Consider the following 16,580-nt stretch of genomic DNA (forward strand, 5'->3'; position numbering starts at 1 on the left):
CCCCCTTTCCAAAACCTATTCTACTATTTTTTGGGAAGAGATAGGAGGTTTATTTTGCCAAACATACACATTTTAGATCATCAAACAGATACGATCGTTGATTACTATAGCAATAAATCGAAGTTATTTTGGGATGATGTTCATGTACTTGATTTAGAATCATATCTAGAGACGTTCGATTTCACAACAACTTACGATCAAAGTGAGCATTTAAAAAGTCGAAACAGAGTGCTTATAAAAGACGAAGACGGTTTCTACCGCGAACTTATCATTAATAACACGATCAAATATAAAGATGACAAAGAGGTTTATGCTAAAGCCTCCTATCTTGATTTAAAAAAATCGAAAGTCATCAATCCTAAAACATTAGAAGGAGCTACCGTTAACACTGCTACAGACAATGTTTTAATCGGTACCGAATGGCAAAGAGGGTATATGGAGTACGCAGGAATACGCTCTATCACCTTTGAAAACTATACGAATCCATTTTCAGCTTTAAAGAAAATTGCTCGCGAGTTTGGATTAGAGTTGCGCTTTCGTGTAGAGACGGACGGGAATAAAATTATTGGTCGTTTTGTTGACCTTATCCCTATTAGACGTGTGTTTAATGGGAAAGAAATCACAGTTGGTAAAGATTTAATCGGAGTAAAGCGTTCAGAAACATCTGACGAGATCGTCACAGCGCTTCGTTGTATAGGACCTGAACAGGATGACGGCTTACGTTTAATAGTCGATGTTAAGGATGAGGATGCAAGACAGCGTTGGAGTCGGAATAATAATCATTTGTGGGATGTCTACGAACCAACTTCAGAAGACGAGGATATGACGGCTTCACGTTTAGAATCACTCGGACAAGCCGAACTAGCTAAACGAGTTAATACAGTAGTAGAGTACGAAGCTGACCAGGTGAGCATTGAAGACGTGTTTGGATTGGAACATGAGAAGGTACGTTTCGGTGACACTGTTCGAATTAAGGATACTTCCTATTCTCCGGCTCTATATCTTGAGGCGCGAGTGAAGAAAATCCAACGTTCAATCAGTGACACGTCACAGAAAACATTTGTTTTAGGAGACTATATCGAATTTGAAGAGGAAGATCTACGAGAACTTTTCAACTCTCTTCGAAAGGCTCTTGCACTAAAAATAACTGAGCAGCAGTTATTAGATCGTACTTATGATAAAGTAGAAATCGATTCTAAGGATACTTCCGTATTTGATGACAGTACAATATTTACAGAACAATATGCCGAGAAGAAACGCATTGAAAGTAATTTACCTCCTGATGATACTAGCGTTATATGGATCGATACTACCGATAGTGATAATATTATTTGGAAGACTTGGAATGGTTTAGAATGGGTATCTGGTCCGTCTGGTCCACAAGGAATAGAAGGACCGCAAGGACCGGAAGGGCAAAGTTTATTTACATGGGTTAAATATGCCGATGATTCAAGTGGTAATGGAATGACTCAGTTACCTGATGGCAAATCTCATATTGGTTTTGCTTACAATAAAACTACAGACATAGAAAGCGACATTGCTAGTGATTATACTTGGTCTAAGATTGAAGGTCCGCAAGGAACCGTAGGTGATGATGGTATCACATATTATACTTGGTTAAAATATGCTGATACACCAACATCAGGAATGAGCGATGATCCGACAGGCAAGGAATATATGGGTGTTGCTTATAATAAAACAACTTCTACAGAGTCAACAACTTATGGCGATTATGTATGGTCTTTGATTAAAGGAGATAAAGGTGAATCTGGTGAGATATTCACACACCTTGAGTTTGAAGAGGTTGGTGATTATGTTGATTATCCGTCGTCAACCTCTCCCTCTACTAGTATTACTATGGAGGCATGGGTGAGGCTAGATTTACACTCTTCAAATGCAGTTAGATTTATCGGAGGAAGAGGAAACACAAGCGGTAAAGGGTATTGGTTAGGAGTAAAAAGTGACGGGACAGTAACATTTGCTTTGCAACATCAACTTAGCTCTAACATTACCATCAACCTGGGTGAATGGATTCATGTTGCTGGGGCTTGGGACGGGACGACGCAAAGGGTGTATATAAACGGGGAATTTAGAGGTGACATTTCTACCTCAATTTTGTCTATCGATTACACGGACATAGGGACGTTAAAAGTAGGGAATATAGAAGGTCTTTCTTCCACAAGGTGTTGGGATGGTGGCATTTCGGATGTTCGTGTTTGGGATGTTGCTAGAACACAGGAAGAAATACAAAGTAATATGAATACGGAATTGGTAGGGACTGAGACAGGACTTGTTGGGTATTGGAAACTAGATGACGGAGCGGGCGATGTTGTAAAAGATTCAGTAGGAACAAACAACGGTAATATCATTGGGGCTTCTTGGGTTGGTCCAATAACCTACTCATGGATAAAGTATGCCGACACACCGACTAGCGGGATGTCCGATTCTCCGACGGGGAAGGATTACATGGGTGTAGCGTACAATAAATTCACAACTGTTGAAAGCACGATGTATTCTGATTATTCTTGGACGTTAGTAAAAGGTGAAAAAGGGGATCAAGGTTTTCCGGGAGATCCGGGAGAAGACGGCTCACCTTCATATACTCATATTGCTTATGCAACTAGTTCTGATGGATCTACTGGTTTTTCTACAAGTGATTCAACTAATAAAACTTATGTAGGAATGTATGTAGATTCTATTTCTACCGATTCTACAGATCCGGCTATGTATAATTGGAGTTTAATTAAGGGATCAAAAGGAGATCAGGGAATTCCGGGAGATACCGGAGAAAACGGAGAAACTTCATATTTTCACTTAGCTTATGCAACTAATTCTACAGGTACTTCAGGATTTTCTACAACAGATTCAACTAATAAAACGTATATAGGGCAATATACTGATTTCATAAGTGCAGATTCAACAGATCCGGCTTCTTATAAATGGACATTAATTAAAGGATCAAAAGGGGATAAAGGAGATACAGGAAGTACCGGAGAAACCGGACCACAAGGGCCTGCTGGAGAATTAAATCTAGTAAATAATCCCAATGCAACAGATACTTTGGATTGGTCAGGTACATCTTTAGTGTCACGTCTATTTGGAGACGGAAAAACAATAAAACAAGTTCAATCTTATTCATCAGGAAATGCTCAACATTTTTCCAGCAGGTTTGATGTTGACACAAGTAAGATGTACGAAGTTACAATGTGGTTACAAGCAGATGTTACGACAGGTTTAGTTTATTTAGGACACTATGCTTATAATAGTAGCGGTTCTACGATAGGTTCATATTCAATTCCTAAAGGATCAGGTGCTAAAGGTGCAGAAAACTCAAACCCCTATGGTGTATCTGGTTATGGACCAACAACAACATGGAGGAAACATACTTTCTATATTCTTCCGGCTGGTATGGATATTAGTGATACTAACCTTACTAGAAATTTAGGTGAGAATAATAATTACAACTTTCAATTTACAGGCAATACTAAACAACTTTTAATTCGATTCTTAAACTGGTCGAATAGTTCAACTGCTCCTAAAACTGTTTGGAATGCTTTACCTGTTGTCAAAGAGGTTGACATAAGTGTATTAGAAGCTAACAAATCTAAAAACATTCAAGATCTTTGGAGGCATGCTGATACCTTAGAAATTGACGGAGCTAATTTAAGAGCAAATACAGTTACTGCAACACATATAATTGCTGCTTCTATTTCAACTGAACATATTAAATCTTTGAATGGATTAGATATAGGTAACGGACAATTTAAAGTTGATGCAAATGGAAATGTAAGTTTTGCAGGCAATTTAAGTGGTGCAAGTGGTACGTTTAGTGGTAAATTATTGTCTCAATCGGTAAAGATAGAAAGTCCTACTATTTCAAGTTCTAATCTAGTAGCACTAGATATTATGCGGTTAGGTTTTAATCCTCTTGTTCATGCAGGTTACTTTCGATTTAAACAAGAGTCCGGGATTGATAATCAGCTAAATTTTACGACTGAAACTGGTGGTAGCGCTATTTTAGCGATCCCTGGAGGTATTTTAGATTCACAAGCTGTAATTGCAGATGCAGTATACGGTGATTCGATTGAAATTACACGACTAGGACACGATCACGGAACGATTAGGTTAAATTCAAGCGATGTTCTAGTAATAAATAAATGGATTCAAACGACAGGTGTCACTAGTGCATCCGGTAATTTAATGCTAAGAGATTACGGTAATGGAAATGTTGGGATTAGTGCTAGTTCAGGTACTTTATTCTTAGGACTTATAAACACTAGCTTAATCGATCTCAGCGCTCCTATTAAAACAAACTATTCGATGGAGTTTAGCGGTGGTAGTACGGCATCCGGAGAAATAACTTTTGATGATCGGATAAGAGTACGAAGTAAAAAAGGGAATCATAACGGTAGTATGATTATCAATCCGGCAACTGACGAAGTTAGTTTTTATCAGAATGGCGCTTTCAGACACTCTTTCTATCCGAATGGTACGAAGTCCGGCGGTTCTATTGAAATTGACGGTGAAAATCTAGGTATGTCTCCGATTGATAGTCCGCAAGTTTTACTGGAATATATCGAGTTTGACATGCCGATAGATGTTGCTGGAACTAAGATTTACCTGGATGCAACGTATTTAAAGACAGTCGTTAAATTCGCAGCCTTTCCTAACAACGGAAAAGTAGTCGAAAAGGGTGCAAACTTTATCATTATAGAAGGTGAAGGTGTGGCTGATATTAGATTTGTCGGTGAAAGAATAGGTCACGAAGGTGCGTTTTACGCTGATATGAACGATTACGAAAACTTAGAGGGAGAGGTTGTATAATGGAAAACGTTTGGTATACCAGAAAGAAACGAGTTGAAACCGAAGTAGTCGAGAAAGGTGTGAAAAGGCGTGTTATAAAGACGCCTAACGATAGAGAAAAAAATAACAAAAGAAGGGAGGCAGCAACCAACAGAAAGGTAAAAGGAAGAGATCAATAGAAGTATTAATGTATGTTTAACCCACTGGCTTATGATAATTTGTCGGTAATTGGCGAGCGAAAAAACTAGAAATTTATGCCCTAACTGTCGTAATGTGTAGATAGGGGGGGATGGCAAATGAGTATGGAAAGAGACAATGAAATGATAAGGGATTTGTTAATTCAATTTAAAGACAAGTATAACCCGGGAGCCCAAATATCTCCTAGCTCTGAAAAAGAAGATTACCACATGTACTTATTAACGGAAAAAGGTCTTATTGAATCAGATAGGAAAGCTTTTCTAGGTGGAGAGCCGCCAATCTATTTTAAATTAAGAATCACTTCTTCTGGACATGATTTTTTAGAAGTTGCCGAAAATAGTACTATTTGGGAAAAATCAAAAGAAACACTAAAGGAAAAAGGAATGCAGATAGGAAGTGTTCCAATAGATGTTCTGAAAGAATATTTAAAAATGCAAGCAAGGAAACACATGGGAATAGAATGATTTATTAAGCACCTCCACCCGGGGTGCTTTTTATTATGATAAAGGAGGCTAAATATGGATTTAATCAACTATGCAAAGGTAATAACAGCAGGAGGGGCGTTTGTGCTCTCATACTTATTTGGTGAATGGAGCGTCCTACTAGGAACGCTTATTTTTTTCGTCAGTTTTGATTATGTAAGTGGAGTTACAGCAGCTGCTTATAAAGGGAAGCTCAATGCTCAAGTTGGGTTCTGGGGTATCCCAAAAAAGATTATGATTTTCGGTTTAGTAGCAATATCTTATCAGATCGATATGGTTTACCTAGAGCTCATGGGATCATCAATTGCAATTGGAGATTTAAATGTATCCGTGATGGGGGCAACAATCCTTTATTATCTAGTAAACGAGTTTATTAGTATCACAGAAAATCTAGGGAAAATGGGGATGAAGGTTCCCACTCCTCTCGAAAAAGCAATAGAAGTGTTCCAGTCAAAAAGTTATTACCAAGATAAGCAAGATCAAAAAGGGGATGAAGAATAATGGAATTTAAAAAACTAGCAAAACTCAAAGACGTCCGTAATTCGCTCGCAAGGCATAGTAGCTTAAGATATAAAGATGATGGTATCCGAGTTAAAACAGACATTGCCGTTCACCATTCACTCACTAAACAAGGTCAATCCGGCTCTAATGCTGAGGGTTACGCAAAATATCATGTATTCAATTTATTTTGGCCAGGGGTCGCTTATCCTTTTGTAATCGAAACAGATGGAACAATCAAGTGGTGTCATGATATAGGATTGAGAACATATCACGTAGGTAATAGTAATCGCTTTGCAATCGGGATATGTTTATCTGGTGACTTCCGAACAGAGGAACCGACTAAAGAGCAAAAAGAATCATTGGCTGCTCTAGTTCGTGCATTAAAAGTTGATATGCCTAATTACAAGAGAACACGGGGGCACAATGAATTTCCTGATTATGCATGGAAGGCTTGCCCTGAAATTGACTATCGGTCGATCATTGCTAATAATAAAGAGATTGCAGCTGTAAAAGCTACGGATCTACCGGACACGTACACAATCCAAGAAGGAGATACCTTCTGGTCAATCGCGAATGAAATCGAGGGTATAAGTGTTGATGAAGTGATCGAATATAATAAAGGTGTGGATCCTAGTAAGTTAAAGATTGGACAAGTTATCAGCCTGGGGAAAGTTAAAGTTTCAAAACCTACACCAGTCAAACAAAGCAAACCAAAGACAGTTACTGGTACAACGGCAACCATCCAATCAACTCTAAACAGTCGCTACAGATTAAAGATTTCTGTAGATAATATCTATGGTGACGAAACAAAAGGTGCTCTCGTCCGTGGATTACAAACAGAATTGAATAGACAGACGTCAGCACGTTTAGTCGTTGATGGTAAGTTTGGACCCAACACTCGTAAGGCTTGTATCAACTTAAAAGAAGGTGCAAGAGGTAACATCACGTGGATTCTCCAAGCTATTCTTCATTGCAGAGGATTTAAACTAGGCAAGATTGACGGAGTATTCGGCACTCGAACTCGTAATGCAGTACGTAATTTCCAAAGTACAAAGAACCTTGCTAAAGATGGTATTGCTGGCCCACAAACATTTCAGATGTTATTTAAATAGGAAAACGCTTTGGTACCATAAAGTGTTTTATGTGATATTTAATTAATTATTGGACATGCTATAAATACACTCCTGATTTTAGTCACAAAAAGACCCTCACTCATTGCGAGTGGGGGCTATTGTTTATACCATTCTCTTATTCGTTTTGTCGCTTTAGTAACACCATCTTTCGTCCCTTCTATATGGACAGGGTATTCAGTTATGACAAGTTTACCGTCTGCATAATAATTTTTTACCCCTTTTTCTTCTTGAATCTCCACTCTATCACCTAAATCTTCAAAAGAAATATTCAGATGTTGTATAAGATCACTTATCATTTTTTCCGTTTGGTTTCTCATGTGATTAACAGACTCAGAAATCCAGTCTTCATAATTAGGCTCTCTTGCATCTAATTTGAAATCATTCTTCGGCATCCCATTAACGCTTTTAAAATCTTTGAAATTCACCCTTCATTCTCCTACTTAAAAAATTTTCCTATGCCCTTACCAGTAATCCTTCCAGTCACGCGCCTTCCGATCCTCTTACCTACCTTACCCTTCCTAACGGCTGAAGCGTCATTCCAGATACGTAAAAACTTATATATTCTACTTTTTAAACTCATGTTATCATCCTTTTTATTTCAGTGCTGCCTTAAATTTATTCCCACACTTTAAACAATGCAACTCAATTTTCTTTCTTCCAATGAATCCGGCCGGAGCAAATATTAAAGCTCTCCCTAATTTAAAACCACGTTTCTCCGTGGAAAGTGATTCGGATTTACATTTCGGACAATAAGGAATTCCTTCTGCATCCATTTTCTCTATTCTTGCTTTAGCAGCTGCTTGTTTTTCTTGTTCCTCTTTAATGGAGTTTTTAGCCCCTTCTTTCATCTTATCCCATAATCCCATTTTATGTATTCCTCCTTAGATATAATAATTCCTGTCCTAAAGGTACCATTAATTTACAACGGTGGAAAGTTAATATTCAGAATTTTATAGCATATTACAGATGAAACTCCCGTATATTTTATGGACGTCCCAACAATTTTAAAGGAGGATTTATGTACCGACCAACGATCAGAATGGATGATGCTTTTAAAGAATGGTTAGAGCAAGTTGCAAAAGAAACAGGATTTAATGTAAATCAGTTGATTAGGCTTGCAATATTCAGCGCACCCTTTTCGGCAGTGTTTACAGCACAGTTACAAAAGGCGTCTGAAACAGACGTCTCGTTGTCTCCCCCGCCGTGGGATAGACTTTCAGACGGTGGTCCGTGGCGGTGGAAAGAGTGGAAACGAGAAGAGAAAGGGGTAGACGTCTATGCAGAATCTGAGCAAGAAGGAACAGAAATTGTTATTGAAAGTGTTAGAAACGTGGAGCCAGGAGAACCCGAAAGAGAGTCGGACGTCCGAAATGCAGCCAGTAGTGAGAGACGAGAACGGGAGGTTCCTGAGCCACCGAAAACCTTTACCCAAAACTACGGAAATCCAAAAGGAATTGGAGTCAGAGTTAACGGAAATCAAGTATCTTCCACAGCGAGATAAACCGACTACTTTGGAAAGAAGAGAAGTGTGGTCGAATGCAGTAATTGATACCGCGGTCGTTTTTGTTTTCATGCTGATACTCGGTATTATTTTTTAGGTTAATTTTGTATGTGCCTATTATTCTTACTAGACATTTAGTGGTAACAACATTACATAGCAGTTCGACGACGGGGGCTTTAAAGAGGCTATTGGATTTAGGAGTCAGTCTTACAGATTTAGAGGAAACACTCCATGGAATTGTGGCACAACGACTAGTGGATTTGATGTGTCCATATTGTGGAGAGGAATGTCAAATTTATTGCCGTATAAGACGAAAACGACGAAGGGGGGCGATTTATGAATTACTTATTGAAGATGAACTGAAAACAGCGATGAGAATATTAGGCACTGAAGGGGAATTGACTGTACCGCGATTAAAATTAAATAGTTGGCTAAGAAAAGGAATATCTCTGGGATATCTTCCTGCTGCCGAATGGACGCGGCGAGGGAAAGGTGGATATGAAACGTGAAAAAAGCATTTCGTCATGATGGTGAGCGTGGAGACTTTTTATTTCAACTATCAGCTTTGTTAAAGGAAGGTTATGCACTCTCTGAAACAATTCAATTATATACTGCTTTTACAGCAGGAAGTAAAAAAGAATGGCTGGAAGGACTATATGGCCAGTTGATAGTCGGAGAAAGTTTTTCTGACCAACTTTTAGATGCATCATTTTCAAAAGAACTAGTCAGTTATTTGTTGTTTATTGAACGTTTTGGGGATTTCCAAAAAGGATTATTGCAAGCATCTGTTATTTTAAAGAAACGCCATGATTTAAAACAAAAGACGAAAAAAATCTTACATTATCCTTGTTTTCTATTTATGGGTTTTGTTATGTTAGGATCCTTGATGATAGAAGGTGTGCTGCCCAGATTTCAAACTTTTTTTGAAACAATGGATCAAGAGCTACCATTAATGACTAAAGTATTATTAATTTTTTCCGAATGGGTAAAAATACCGCTGATTCTGGTAATAGCTCTGGGTATATTTTTATTAATCTATTGGCTACGACGTAAACCTCTACTAGAACAAGTTCAAACTCTTCTTAAAGTCCCCTTGCTTAATAATTACTTGAGACACCTCTTAACATATTATTTAACTTCCCAATTAGCGCCGATGTTAAAGAATGGTCTTTCATTACACGATGCTTTGAGAATGATAGAAAAAGATTCTTATTTAGATTTTTTTAGATTTGATGCTCAAGCAATCTCTTTTGGTCTTCAAGCTGGTGAATCATTCCCAGAGTTGATACAGAAAAAGAATGTCTATCTAGATCAATTATCCTCCGTTATTGCGCTTGGAGAATCGAAAGGACGATTAGGAGACGAATTAGAGCGCTTTTCCACATTTTTATTTCAACACATGCATGAGAAAATGTTCCGTTATATAGGTTATTTTCAACCAATATTCTTATGTGTGATCGGGGTTATGATCCTATTCTTATTCCTGTCTATGATGTTACCTATTTTTTCAATTCTTGAAGGTTGGTGAGAAAATATAAAGTTCTATTTACAATCCACGTAAAATTATCTAAAGTACAGCAAAAAAAACCCTGCAAATGCAAGGCCTCATGTTTCTCTGTTCGCTTTTTGAAAATCCTCTAAAGACTGTTTTTTACTGAACCAGTTTATGAAATCCTTTTCCTTTTGTGTTAACAATCTTCCTAATTCTAACGTTATTGTTTTTGTGTGAGCCTCGGCTATGTGTTTAGACAGTGCTGACAAAAAAATACCTCCCTATATCAATTAACTCACGTATATGAATCCTATCTACGAATTATACCCGAACTGTAAAATAATTAATAGAAAATTTCGATATTATTTTCGATATCTTTACAAACAATATAAAGGATGTGCATAAGATGAAAAAAATTATCCGAACTTTAAAATCAGAAAGTGCTTTTACTCTTATTGAAATGATGATTGTGTTAGTAATTATTTCAATATTACTATTGATCGTTTTACCAAATGTATTTGATAAAAATAGTGTTTCCATGGTAATTAAAGAACTACATGTTAAATAAAATTGTACTATGATGAATAAAGTCTTACAATATTTGAATTTTAAATCAGGTTTGATGCATAAATAAACATAAGGTTGTCTTCACAAGATAATTTACACTTTAGCAAGAAAGACAACTAGTATTGAAGTAGATGAGTTCGTATTAAACAGAATTACGATTAGATAAATACTTTCTAGGGCTTTAAGGTGAAGTGAACTGCAATTTATAGTGAGAATCGAAACAATGATTTGATCAATATTTTTCTGTTTTTTTCAGAAAATTCTACAATTTCTATTAGATTTATAGTAATATAAATTAAAACCCCAACTAATTCCCCGAAAGGAGCATCATCACAATGATAAGAGAACCAATAAAACCACAATCCGACACCATGACAGAAGCATATAGCCTGTTGTTCGAAATTGAAATAAAATTGAGGAACTATATTAACTGGACACTAATGAAAGATTACGGCCTACAATGGCAATACAAATTTGGTGAAAAAAAACCGTTAGTAAGATCAAATTTTAATGAGCTAATTAGTTACTTCGAGAAGTATCCGCCTTTAACTTCATGTTTTACTCCCGCAGAAATTGAAACCTTATCCCATTTAACTAAAATTAGAAATAAAGTGGCCCATATGATTTATATCAGCGAAATAGAGTTTGATATACTTGCTAAATGCCGTTATATAATCAAGTGTCGATTAAAGTAATAACTTGATAATTAGTTCGAGATAAATTTTGGTAACTAGCAAAGGGAAATTTACAGCTAATTACCATACTATTCCATTTGGTATTGGTACGTGATAAAAGAGAAGTCCGTAACATGTGAGTTCTTTATATCTAATTGCAGCACATATTTATTGTGAGTACAAAAAGAACTAATTACGACAAAAGAAAGGAATTCCTGCCTACTTTGTCTAATGATATAACTTAAAGAGAAAATAGGTCATAGATGACAGAACATATGCAAATTATTAACAAAACTTATATATTATCGATTTATTATTCTATGGATAAAAATGAGGGGTGGACTTTTTGAGTCTTAATTTTAAGGGAAATGGGGTAAACCCACCCATTGGAGGAAAAGAAGATACAACGAAAGCTAGCTCCAGAGAACGATCTGTGGGATCATCAATTTCCGAGGCAGGACTCTCATATAATCAGAGAATAGCTGGATCTAGAAACAAGCGCCCCCAACGGATTAATTACGATCTTATTAAACAACAAGAAGATAAACAGATGACTAAGGAAAATAAACATGAACAGGCAAAGTTTGAAGTAGAAAAGCATGAGGCTCACATAGAAATGCTAATAAGTGTTCATAAAGAGGTTAGTGATGATTTAAATTGGAATGAAATTGTTCATTCACCTCGTCCCTTCGATGTAAAGGAACACGGCCCACATGTCACTGAAATTAATCGATTCATAGAGGAATACAAGGCAACTTGGCGGGATAACTTTTTTAACCGAGCGGAGGCTCGAATTAGGAAATGGAAGGAAAGTATTCCTCAAGCGCAAGAAAAGGACCAAGAATTAATTGATGACTGGGATAAAGACATCCTTATTGCAAAAAAAATAGTACTTGGTGATGTAATAGCAATGGAAGAAGCCCTAGAAAATATTAATCCGTTTGAAGAAATATTTCAACTAGGTAGTTCTATAAATTTCGGAATTCATAAAACTGGTGATAAGGCTGTTATCAAATTACAAGTTCAAAATAAAGAGGCAATTCCCGAGACAACCTTGTCTCTCACTAAAACAGGGAAACTTTCGAAAAGGGCTATTCCAAAAGGTAAATATTTTCAGTTGTATCAGGATTATGTTTGTAGTTGCGTCTTAAGAATTGCACGTGAATTTTTTGCATTACTACCTATTCAACTTGTTCAAGTAAATGTTTATGATGACTCATTTGTTGATAATTCAGAAGATTACGGCTGTATTTTATCTGTAAAGATGTCGAGAGATGATATTAAAGCTACCAATTTCGATAATATTGACTGCTCAGATACGATTGAATCATTCCACCATAATATGAAGTTCTTAAAAACCAAAGGATTTAAGTTTGTTGAGGAGGTGGAATAATGGCAGGTTGCTTCGCATTAATAGGTATAATTATTTTTATTGTTTTTCTTATTAATTTTCCTCTGGCAACCCTTGGATTAGTAATTGGTATAGGTATAGCAATATGGGGCTTCACAGAATTATCCATAAACAAAGAACTAGGTGCTAAGTCCAAAAAACCATTGAGTATTGCATTGACAGGGTTATTCATAATTATAGTCGGTTTTGGAGCCCAAGGGGCTGGTGATGACGCACCAACTACATCTGAAATTACAGAAGTAGTTAATGAAGAACAAGTATCTTCTGAAGAATCTAATGATCATAAGTCACTAACAAATGAAAAAGCACAAGAGGAAGAAGCTGAAAAAGCTGAAGAAAAAGCAAAACAAAAAGAAGCTGAGGAAGAAATGGAAGCCAAAGCTAAAGCAGAGATCGAGAAAGAGAAAGAAGAAATACTAGAAAAGTCACTAGCAAATGAAAAGGCACAAGAGGAAGAAGAAGAAGAAGCTAAAAAAGCTGAAGAAGAAGCAAAACAAAAGGAAGCTGAGAAAGAAATTGAAGCCAAAGCTATAGCAGAGGCCGAGAAAAAGAAAAATGAAACGAATGCTACAGTTACACGTGTCATTGACGGTGACACTATTGAAGTTTCAATGAATGGAAAGACTGAAGATATCCGTTTACTACTAATTGACACACCAGAAACAGTACATCCTCAAAAAGGTGTTGAACCATATGGCCCTGAAGCTTCTCAGTTTGTAAAGGATAAATTGGAAGGGGAAAAAGTTCGTGTTAAAGTTGGTTCTGAAGAAAGAGACAACTATGACCGAATGCTGGCTTATGTTTATCTTGGTGATGAAACTATACAAGAAATGCTTTTAGGTGAAGGGCTAGCAACTACAGCCTATCTTTACAACGACCTAACTATGCTTGAAGAATTTCATGCGGCACAACAACCCGCCATAGATGCTGGAATCGGTGTATGGTCGATACCTGGTTATGCTCACGTGGATCATGACCATGGCTATCACTATGAAGAGGAAGAAGAACCTGTGTCTGAGCCTGAGCCTGAATCTGAGCCTGAACAAAATAATTCAAATTTAATGTTTGACCCCAATGGACCAGATAGAAACTGTGGTGACTTTAACGGTGATCATGCTGCAGCTCAAGCTTTCTTTGAGGCTGCAGGAGGTCCTGAAAATGACCCTCATGACCTAAATAGAGATACAGACGGAATAGCTTGTGATTCTTTGCAATAGATATACAATAACTGTACGGGTTCCGTGAGCAATTGCAACATAAAATATAACCGTAAAATGGCTACTAAATTGTCCAGCAATTTGTAGTCATTTTTTTCTTGATATTTCTTCACTTGTGTATATTATAGGCACTTAAATTTGAACGTAAATAACATTGAAACGACTAATGAATGGTAAAGCAATATTAGTTTTTTTGAAGAAATTGCAACAGCATTTCGAACTGGTGAAGTAAGAGAAATGAAATTATCTATATATAGTGGTTGCCCTTTACCTTTTGAAGATCTGTTAGTTGGACAGATAAGTTTCAAAATCAAAATTCATACAAGATAAAGTTGAGCCAATCTCATATTGAAGACATGATTTATTCATTCCACTTCAATGGCCGAGTAAAGAATAGTAAGGCTCTTTCCTAAATGCCACATCTTTTGATTTAGTCTGATCCCACCAGATAACCTCCTGATCAACGAGACTTTGCAATGCTTCATTCAGCCCCTTCTCATCTCGCCCCGTTTTTCTTAGTAATTCCTGATATTTCGTATAACGCTTTTGTGTTAGATTAATATTCCAAACGATTCGGTAAATCTTCCTTTCAATATCGATCACAATCAGCCCACCTTATATCAAGGATAAGAACAAATGTTCCTTTTGTCAAATGCTAATTGTACAAGAATAATATAGCCGTTATGACCACTTTCTCTCTTTAATTGACTTCAACAGAACTATTGATCAAGGAACTGTTAAGTATTTTTATTGTTACTCCATTTTAATCGAACTTTAGAAGTTTTGATGGTGCACATACTCCATGGAAACAAATGGCGGACTAGACATTTCAATCTAAAAATTAAAGGATTATTACCCTTTTTGTTCAAAAGTACCTTCACATACAGGTGCTTTTCTTTTTATTAAGTATCAAATATAATTCGTTACACGTTACGTATATCACGGACTAAAAACTTCGATTTTTCATTTAAATTTGGCGTATAGAGAAACTCCATATTCCTCCGAAATGATTTTAATTGTTGTACTTGACGAAAGGCAATAGCTTCATTTTTACCAAAAGTAAAGGAAACGTGATCGTGATAACGACCAAAGGTTCGGTAGTCTTTGATAGAAATTTCTCCACTATGAAAGATGGGCATGGGGTTCCCCATTCCAAATGGTTCGAGCATAGCAAGATCATCAAATAAATTCTTTGGAAACTTCGTAATGGCAAACTGATGTTCATAATGAATGATTGATTTTATGAGTGTCTCCTTAACTGCTGATAATTGAATGGCTATTGAAAATTCTTTTACTTTATCCATATTAATATTTAATCCAGCAGCCGCTTGATGGCCACCATAACTTTTCAAATAAGTTGAACATCGTTGGATCGTTTTCACAATAGAAAATTTGGAGTTTTGCACGCTTCTAGCCGACCCTTTCCCGTTAAGTGATATAACAATAGCGGGTTTATGATAATTTTCCGTTATTCTTGCTGCAAGAATACCGATTAAACCTTCATGAAAATCACCCCATACAACAATAAGCTCATCTAAAAAAAGATAGTGATCTTTCACCAGAGAATCCGCAATCATAAACTGTTCTTCTACCATAGCCTTGCGCTTTTTGTTTAACTCAATTAAAGCGTAAATTTCTACTGTTTTGGTGTTTTCCTTCATAAAAAGCTGAGCGGCAACATTGGGATTATCAATGCGGCCGCAAGAATTCAAAATCGGTGCAACTTGAAAAGAAAGGGTTGTACTGTCGATACGGGATAGCTTTAAACAGTTAAACAGTTTCTTCAATGTAGGCTCTGGACCCGTATCCATTTTATAGATCCCAGATTTAACGATGATTCGATTTTCCCCAATGAGAGGCATCATATCAGCAACCGTCCCTAAAGCAGTCATTTCAATAAATCTCCAAAGATGTTTTCCAAAGTTCCATTTTGCCGCTAAAAAGAGGGCATGTACCACTTTAAAAGCTACGCCAACCCCAGCTAAATGAGGGAAGGGGTAGGTATTATCACTTCTTTTAGGATTGATAAAGGCATGACACGTTGGGTGTTTTCCCAACACTTCATGATGATCGGTGACAATCACTTCGATCCCTTCTTGTTTTGCTTGTTTCATGGCATCATGTGCACTTGTTCCGTTATCCACCGTAATTAATAGCGTTACACCCTCATAAGAAAGACGCTTCACCGCTTCAGCCGACAAACCATATCCCTCTGCCCTTGAAGGTAGTTGGATATCCACGTTTGCTCCAAAAAAACGTAATCCTCTATAGAGCACCACAGATGACGTAATTCCATCCGCATCATAATCTCCAAATATCATAATTTTTTCCTTCCGCTTCATTCCTTGAATGATCCGACCGACAGCTTTTCTCATGTCGTTTAATAAAAAGGGGTCATGTAAATCTTCAATCGAAGGATAAAAAAACTCACTGATCACATCTTCATTTTTTAATCTCTTCCTGCATAGGACCTTCATCACTATGGGATCGATATTAAATTTCCTGGATAGATAATGGATCAAATGTTGGTCTTGAGATGTTTGAATTGTTGCTTTTTGCCATTCTTTCATTCATACGTACTCCTTTTATTACTAAGTTTGT

17 protein-coding genes are annotated in these 16,580 nt (G+C 36.8%); 12 read left to right on the forward strand and 5 right to left on the reverse strand.

Translation table 11 applies throughout. The annotated features are described in order from the left end of the window. Window positions 1–54 precede the first annotated feature (54 nt). The 5 genes from ACHABW_RS02700 to ACHABW_RS02720 all read left to right on the forward strand — a co-directional run bounded on the left by ACHABW_RS02700 (window position 55) and on the right by ACHABW_RS02720 (window position 7,096). Window positions 55–4,824 carry a phage tail spike protein gene (locus ACHABW_RS02700; RefSeq protein WP_435753930.1) on the forward strand — a complete coding sequence of 1,590 codons (4,770 nt, stop codon included), beginning with the start codon at window positions 55–57 and terminating at the stop codon, window positions 4,822–4,824. Then, on the forward strand, window positions 4,824–4,982 hold the full coding sequence (locus ACHABW_RS02705; protein ID WP_435753931.1) for a hypothetical protein: 159 nt from the start codon (window positions 4,824–4,826) through the stop codon (window positions 4,980–4,982). The genes ACHABW_RS02700 and ACHABW_RS02705 overlap by 1 nt, the downstream gene beginning before the upstream one ends. Window positions 4,983–5,099: 117 nt before the next feature. Then, window positions 5,100–5,465, forward strand: a complete 366-nt coding sequence (locus tag ACHABW_RS02710) for a DUF2513 domain-containing protein (protein ID WP_435753932.1) — start codon at window positions 5,100–5,102, stop codon at window positions 5,463–5,465. Between the two features lie 54 nt (window positions 5,466–5,519). Then, a complete protein-coding gene (locus ACHABW_RS02715) occupies window positions 5,520–5,984 on the forward strand; it encodes a phage holin family protein (RefSeq protein WP_435753933.1) in 465 nt (154 codons plus the stop codon). Beyond that, window positions 5,984–7,096: a peptidoglycan-binding protein gene (locus tag ACHABW_RS02720; RefSeq protein WP_435753934.1), complete on the forward strand. Its 1,113-nt coding sequence runs from the start codon at window positions 5,984–5,986 to the stop codon at window positions 7,094–7,096. Before ACHABW_RS02715 ends, ACHABW_RS02720 begins: the two co-directional genes overlap by 1 nt. 116 nt (window positions 7,097–7,212) lie before the next feature. Here ACHABW_RS02720 and ACHABW_RS02725 read toward each other — a convergent pair whose 3' ends face one another. Continuing rightward, the gene (locus ACHABW_RS02725) at window positions 7,213–7,542 is read right to left on the reverse strand and encodes a hypothetical protein (protein WP_435753935.1); all 330 of its coding nucleotides are present in this window, start codon (window positions 7,540–7,542) and stop codon (window positions 7,213–7,215) included. Window positions 7,543–7,710: 168 nt separating this feature from the next. After that, entirely contained in the window at window positions 7,711–7,983 is a 273-nt protein-coding gene (locus ACHABW_RS02730; RefSeq protein WP_435753936.1) for a hypothetical protein, read from the reverse strand. A 152-nt stretch (window positions 7,984–8,135) separates the two neighbouring features. Between ACHABW_RS02730 and ACHABW_RS02735 the strand changes: the two genes are divergently transcribed. The 3 genes from ACHABW_RS02735 to comGB all read left to right on the forward strand — a co-directional run bounded on the left by ACHABW_RS02735 (window position 8,136) and on the right by comGB (window position 10,146). Next, window positions 8,136–8,618 (forward strand): hypothetical protein, encoded by a 483-nt coding sequence (locus tag ACHABW_RS02735; protein WP_435753937.1) that lies wholly within the window; start codon window positions 8,136–8,138, stop codon window positions 8,616–8,618. A 110-nt stretch (window positions 8,619–8,728) separates the two neighbouring features. Further along, on the forward strand, window positions 8,729–9,127 hold the full coding sequence (locus ACHABW_RS02740; protein WP_435753938.1) for an ATPase, T2SS/T4P/T4SS family: 399 nt from the start codon (window positions 8,729–8,731) through the stop codon (window positions 9,125–9,127). Then, complete coding sequence (comGB, locus tag ACHABW_RS02745; protein ID WP_435753939.1) at window positions 9,124–10,146, forward strand: competence type IV pilus assembly protein ComGB; 1,023 nt, start codon at window positions 9,124–9,126, stop codon at window positions 10,144–10,146. The genes ACHABW_RS02740 and comGB overlap by 4 nt, the downstream gene beginning before the upstream one ends. A gap of 77 nt (window positions 10,147–10,223) precedes the next feature. Here the strand turns inward: comGB and ACHABW_RS02750 are convergent, their stop codons facing one another. After that, window positions 10,224–10,379, reverse strand: coding sequence for a hypothetical protein (locus ACHABW_RS02750; protein ID WP_435753940.1), 156 nt, complete (start codon window positions 10,377–10,379; stop codon window positions 10,224–10,226). Between the two features lie 137 nt (window positions 10,380–10,516). Between ACHABW_RS02750 and ACHABW_RS02755 the strand changes: the two genes are divergently transcribed. From ACHABW_RS02755 to ACHABW_RS02770, 4 genes are all read left to right on the forward strand, one after another. Beyond that, complete coding sequence (locus tag ACHABW_RS02755; protein WP_435753941.1) at window positions 10,517–10,678, forward strand: prepilin-type N-terminal cleavage/methylation domain-containing protein; 162 nt, start codon at window positions 10,517–10,519, stop codon at window positions 10,676–10,678. A 334-nt stretch (window positions 10,679–11,012) separates the two neighbouring features. Beyond that, window positions 11,013–11,372: a hypothetical protein gene (locus ACHABW_RS02760; protein ID WP_435753942.1), complete on the forward strand. Its 360-nt coding sequence runs from the start codon at window positions 11,013–11,015 to the stop codon at window positions 11,370–11,372. Window positions 11,373–11,697: 325 nt separating this feature from the next. Next, window positions 11,698–12,744 (forward strand): hypothetical protein, encoded by a 1,047-nt coding sequence (locus tag ACHABW_RS02765; protein WP_435753943.1) that lies wholly within the window; start codon window positions 11,698–11,700, stop codon window positions 12,742–12,744. Then, entirely contained in the window at window positions 12,744–13,979 is a 1,236-nt protein-coding gene (locus ACHABW_RS02770; protein ID WP_435753944.1) for a thermonuclease family protein, read from the forward strand. The genes ACHABW_RS02765 and ACHABW_RS02770 overlap by 1 nt, the downstream gene beginning before the upstream one ends. Before the next feature lie 375 nt (window positions 13,980–14,354). On the opposite strand, the gene ACHABW_RS02775 is transcribed toward ACHABW_RS02770, so the two are convergent. After that, entirely contained in the window at window positions 14,355–14,582 is a 228-nt protein-coding gene (locus tag ACHABW_RS02775; RefSeq protein ID WP_435753945.1) for a hypothetical protein, read from the reverse strand. A 320-nt stretch (window positions 14,583–14,902) separates the two neighbouring features. Continuing rightward, window positions 14,903–16,549 carry a single-stranded-DNA-specific exonuclease RecJ gene (gene recJ / locus ACHABW_RS02780; RefSeq protein WP_435753946.1) on the reverse strand — a complete coding sequence of 549 codons (1,647 nt, stop codon included), beginning with the start codon at window positions 16,547–16,549 and terminating at the stop codon, window positions 14,903–14,905. Between the last annotated feature and the right edge of the window lie 31 nt (window positions 16,550–16,580).

The sequence above is a fragment of the Salipaludibacillus sp. CF4.18 genome (assembly GCF_051262595.1).
GTDB classification, from domain to species: domain Bacteria; phylum Bacillota; class Bacilli; order Bacillales; family Salisediminibacteriaceae; genus Salipaludibacillus; species Salipaludibacillus neizhouensis.

Bases quoted from the DNA above. Each gene is read 5' to 3' on its own strand.
- ACHABW_RS02720 (WP_435753934.1), top strand. From the start codon at position 5,984: ATGGAATTTAAAAAACTAGCAAAACTCAAAGACGTCCGTAATTCGCTC.
- ACHABW_RS02705 (WP_435753931.1), top strand. From the start codon at position 4,824: ATGGAAAACGTTTGGTATACCAGAAAGAAACGAGTTGAAACCGAAGTA.
- ACHABW_RS02735 (WP_435753937.1), top strand. From the start codon at position 8,136: ATGTACCGACCAACGATCAGAATGGATGATGCTTTTAAAGAATGGTTA.
- ACHABW_RS02715 (WP_435753933.1), top strand. From the start codon at position 5,520: ATGGATTTAATCAACTATGCAAAGGTAATAACAGCAGGAGGGGCGTTT.
- ACHABW_RS02710 (WP_435753932.1), top strand. From the start codon at position 5,100: ATGAGTATGGAAAGAGACAATGAAATGATAAGGGATTTGTTAATTCAA.
- ACHABW_RS02755 (WP_435753941.1), top strand. From the start codon at position 10,517: ATGAAAAAAATTATCCGAACTTTAAAATCAGAAAGTGCTTTTACTCTT.
- ACHABW_RS02760 (WP_435753942.1), top strand. From the start codon at position 11,013: ATGATAAGAGAACCAATAAAACCACAATCCGACACCATGACAGAAGCA.
- ACHABW_RS02770 (WP_435753944.1), top strand. From the start codon at position 12,744: ATGGCAGGTTGCTTCGCATTAATAGGTATAATTATTTTTATTGTTTTT.
- ACHABW_RS02730 (WP_435753936.1), bottom strand. From the start codon at position 7,983: ATGGGATTATGGGATAAGATGAAAGAAGGGGCTAAAAACTCCATTAAA.
- recJ (WP_435753946.1), bottom strand. From the start codon at position 16,549: ATGAAAGAATGGCAAAAAGCAACAATTCAAACATCTCAAGACCAACAT.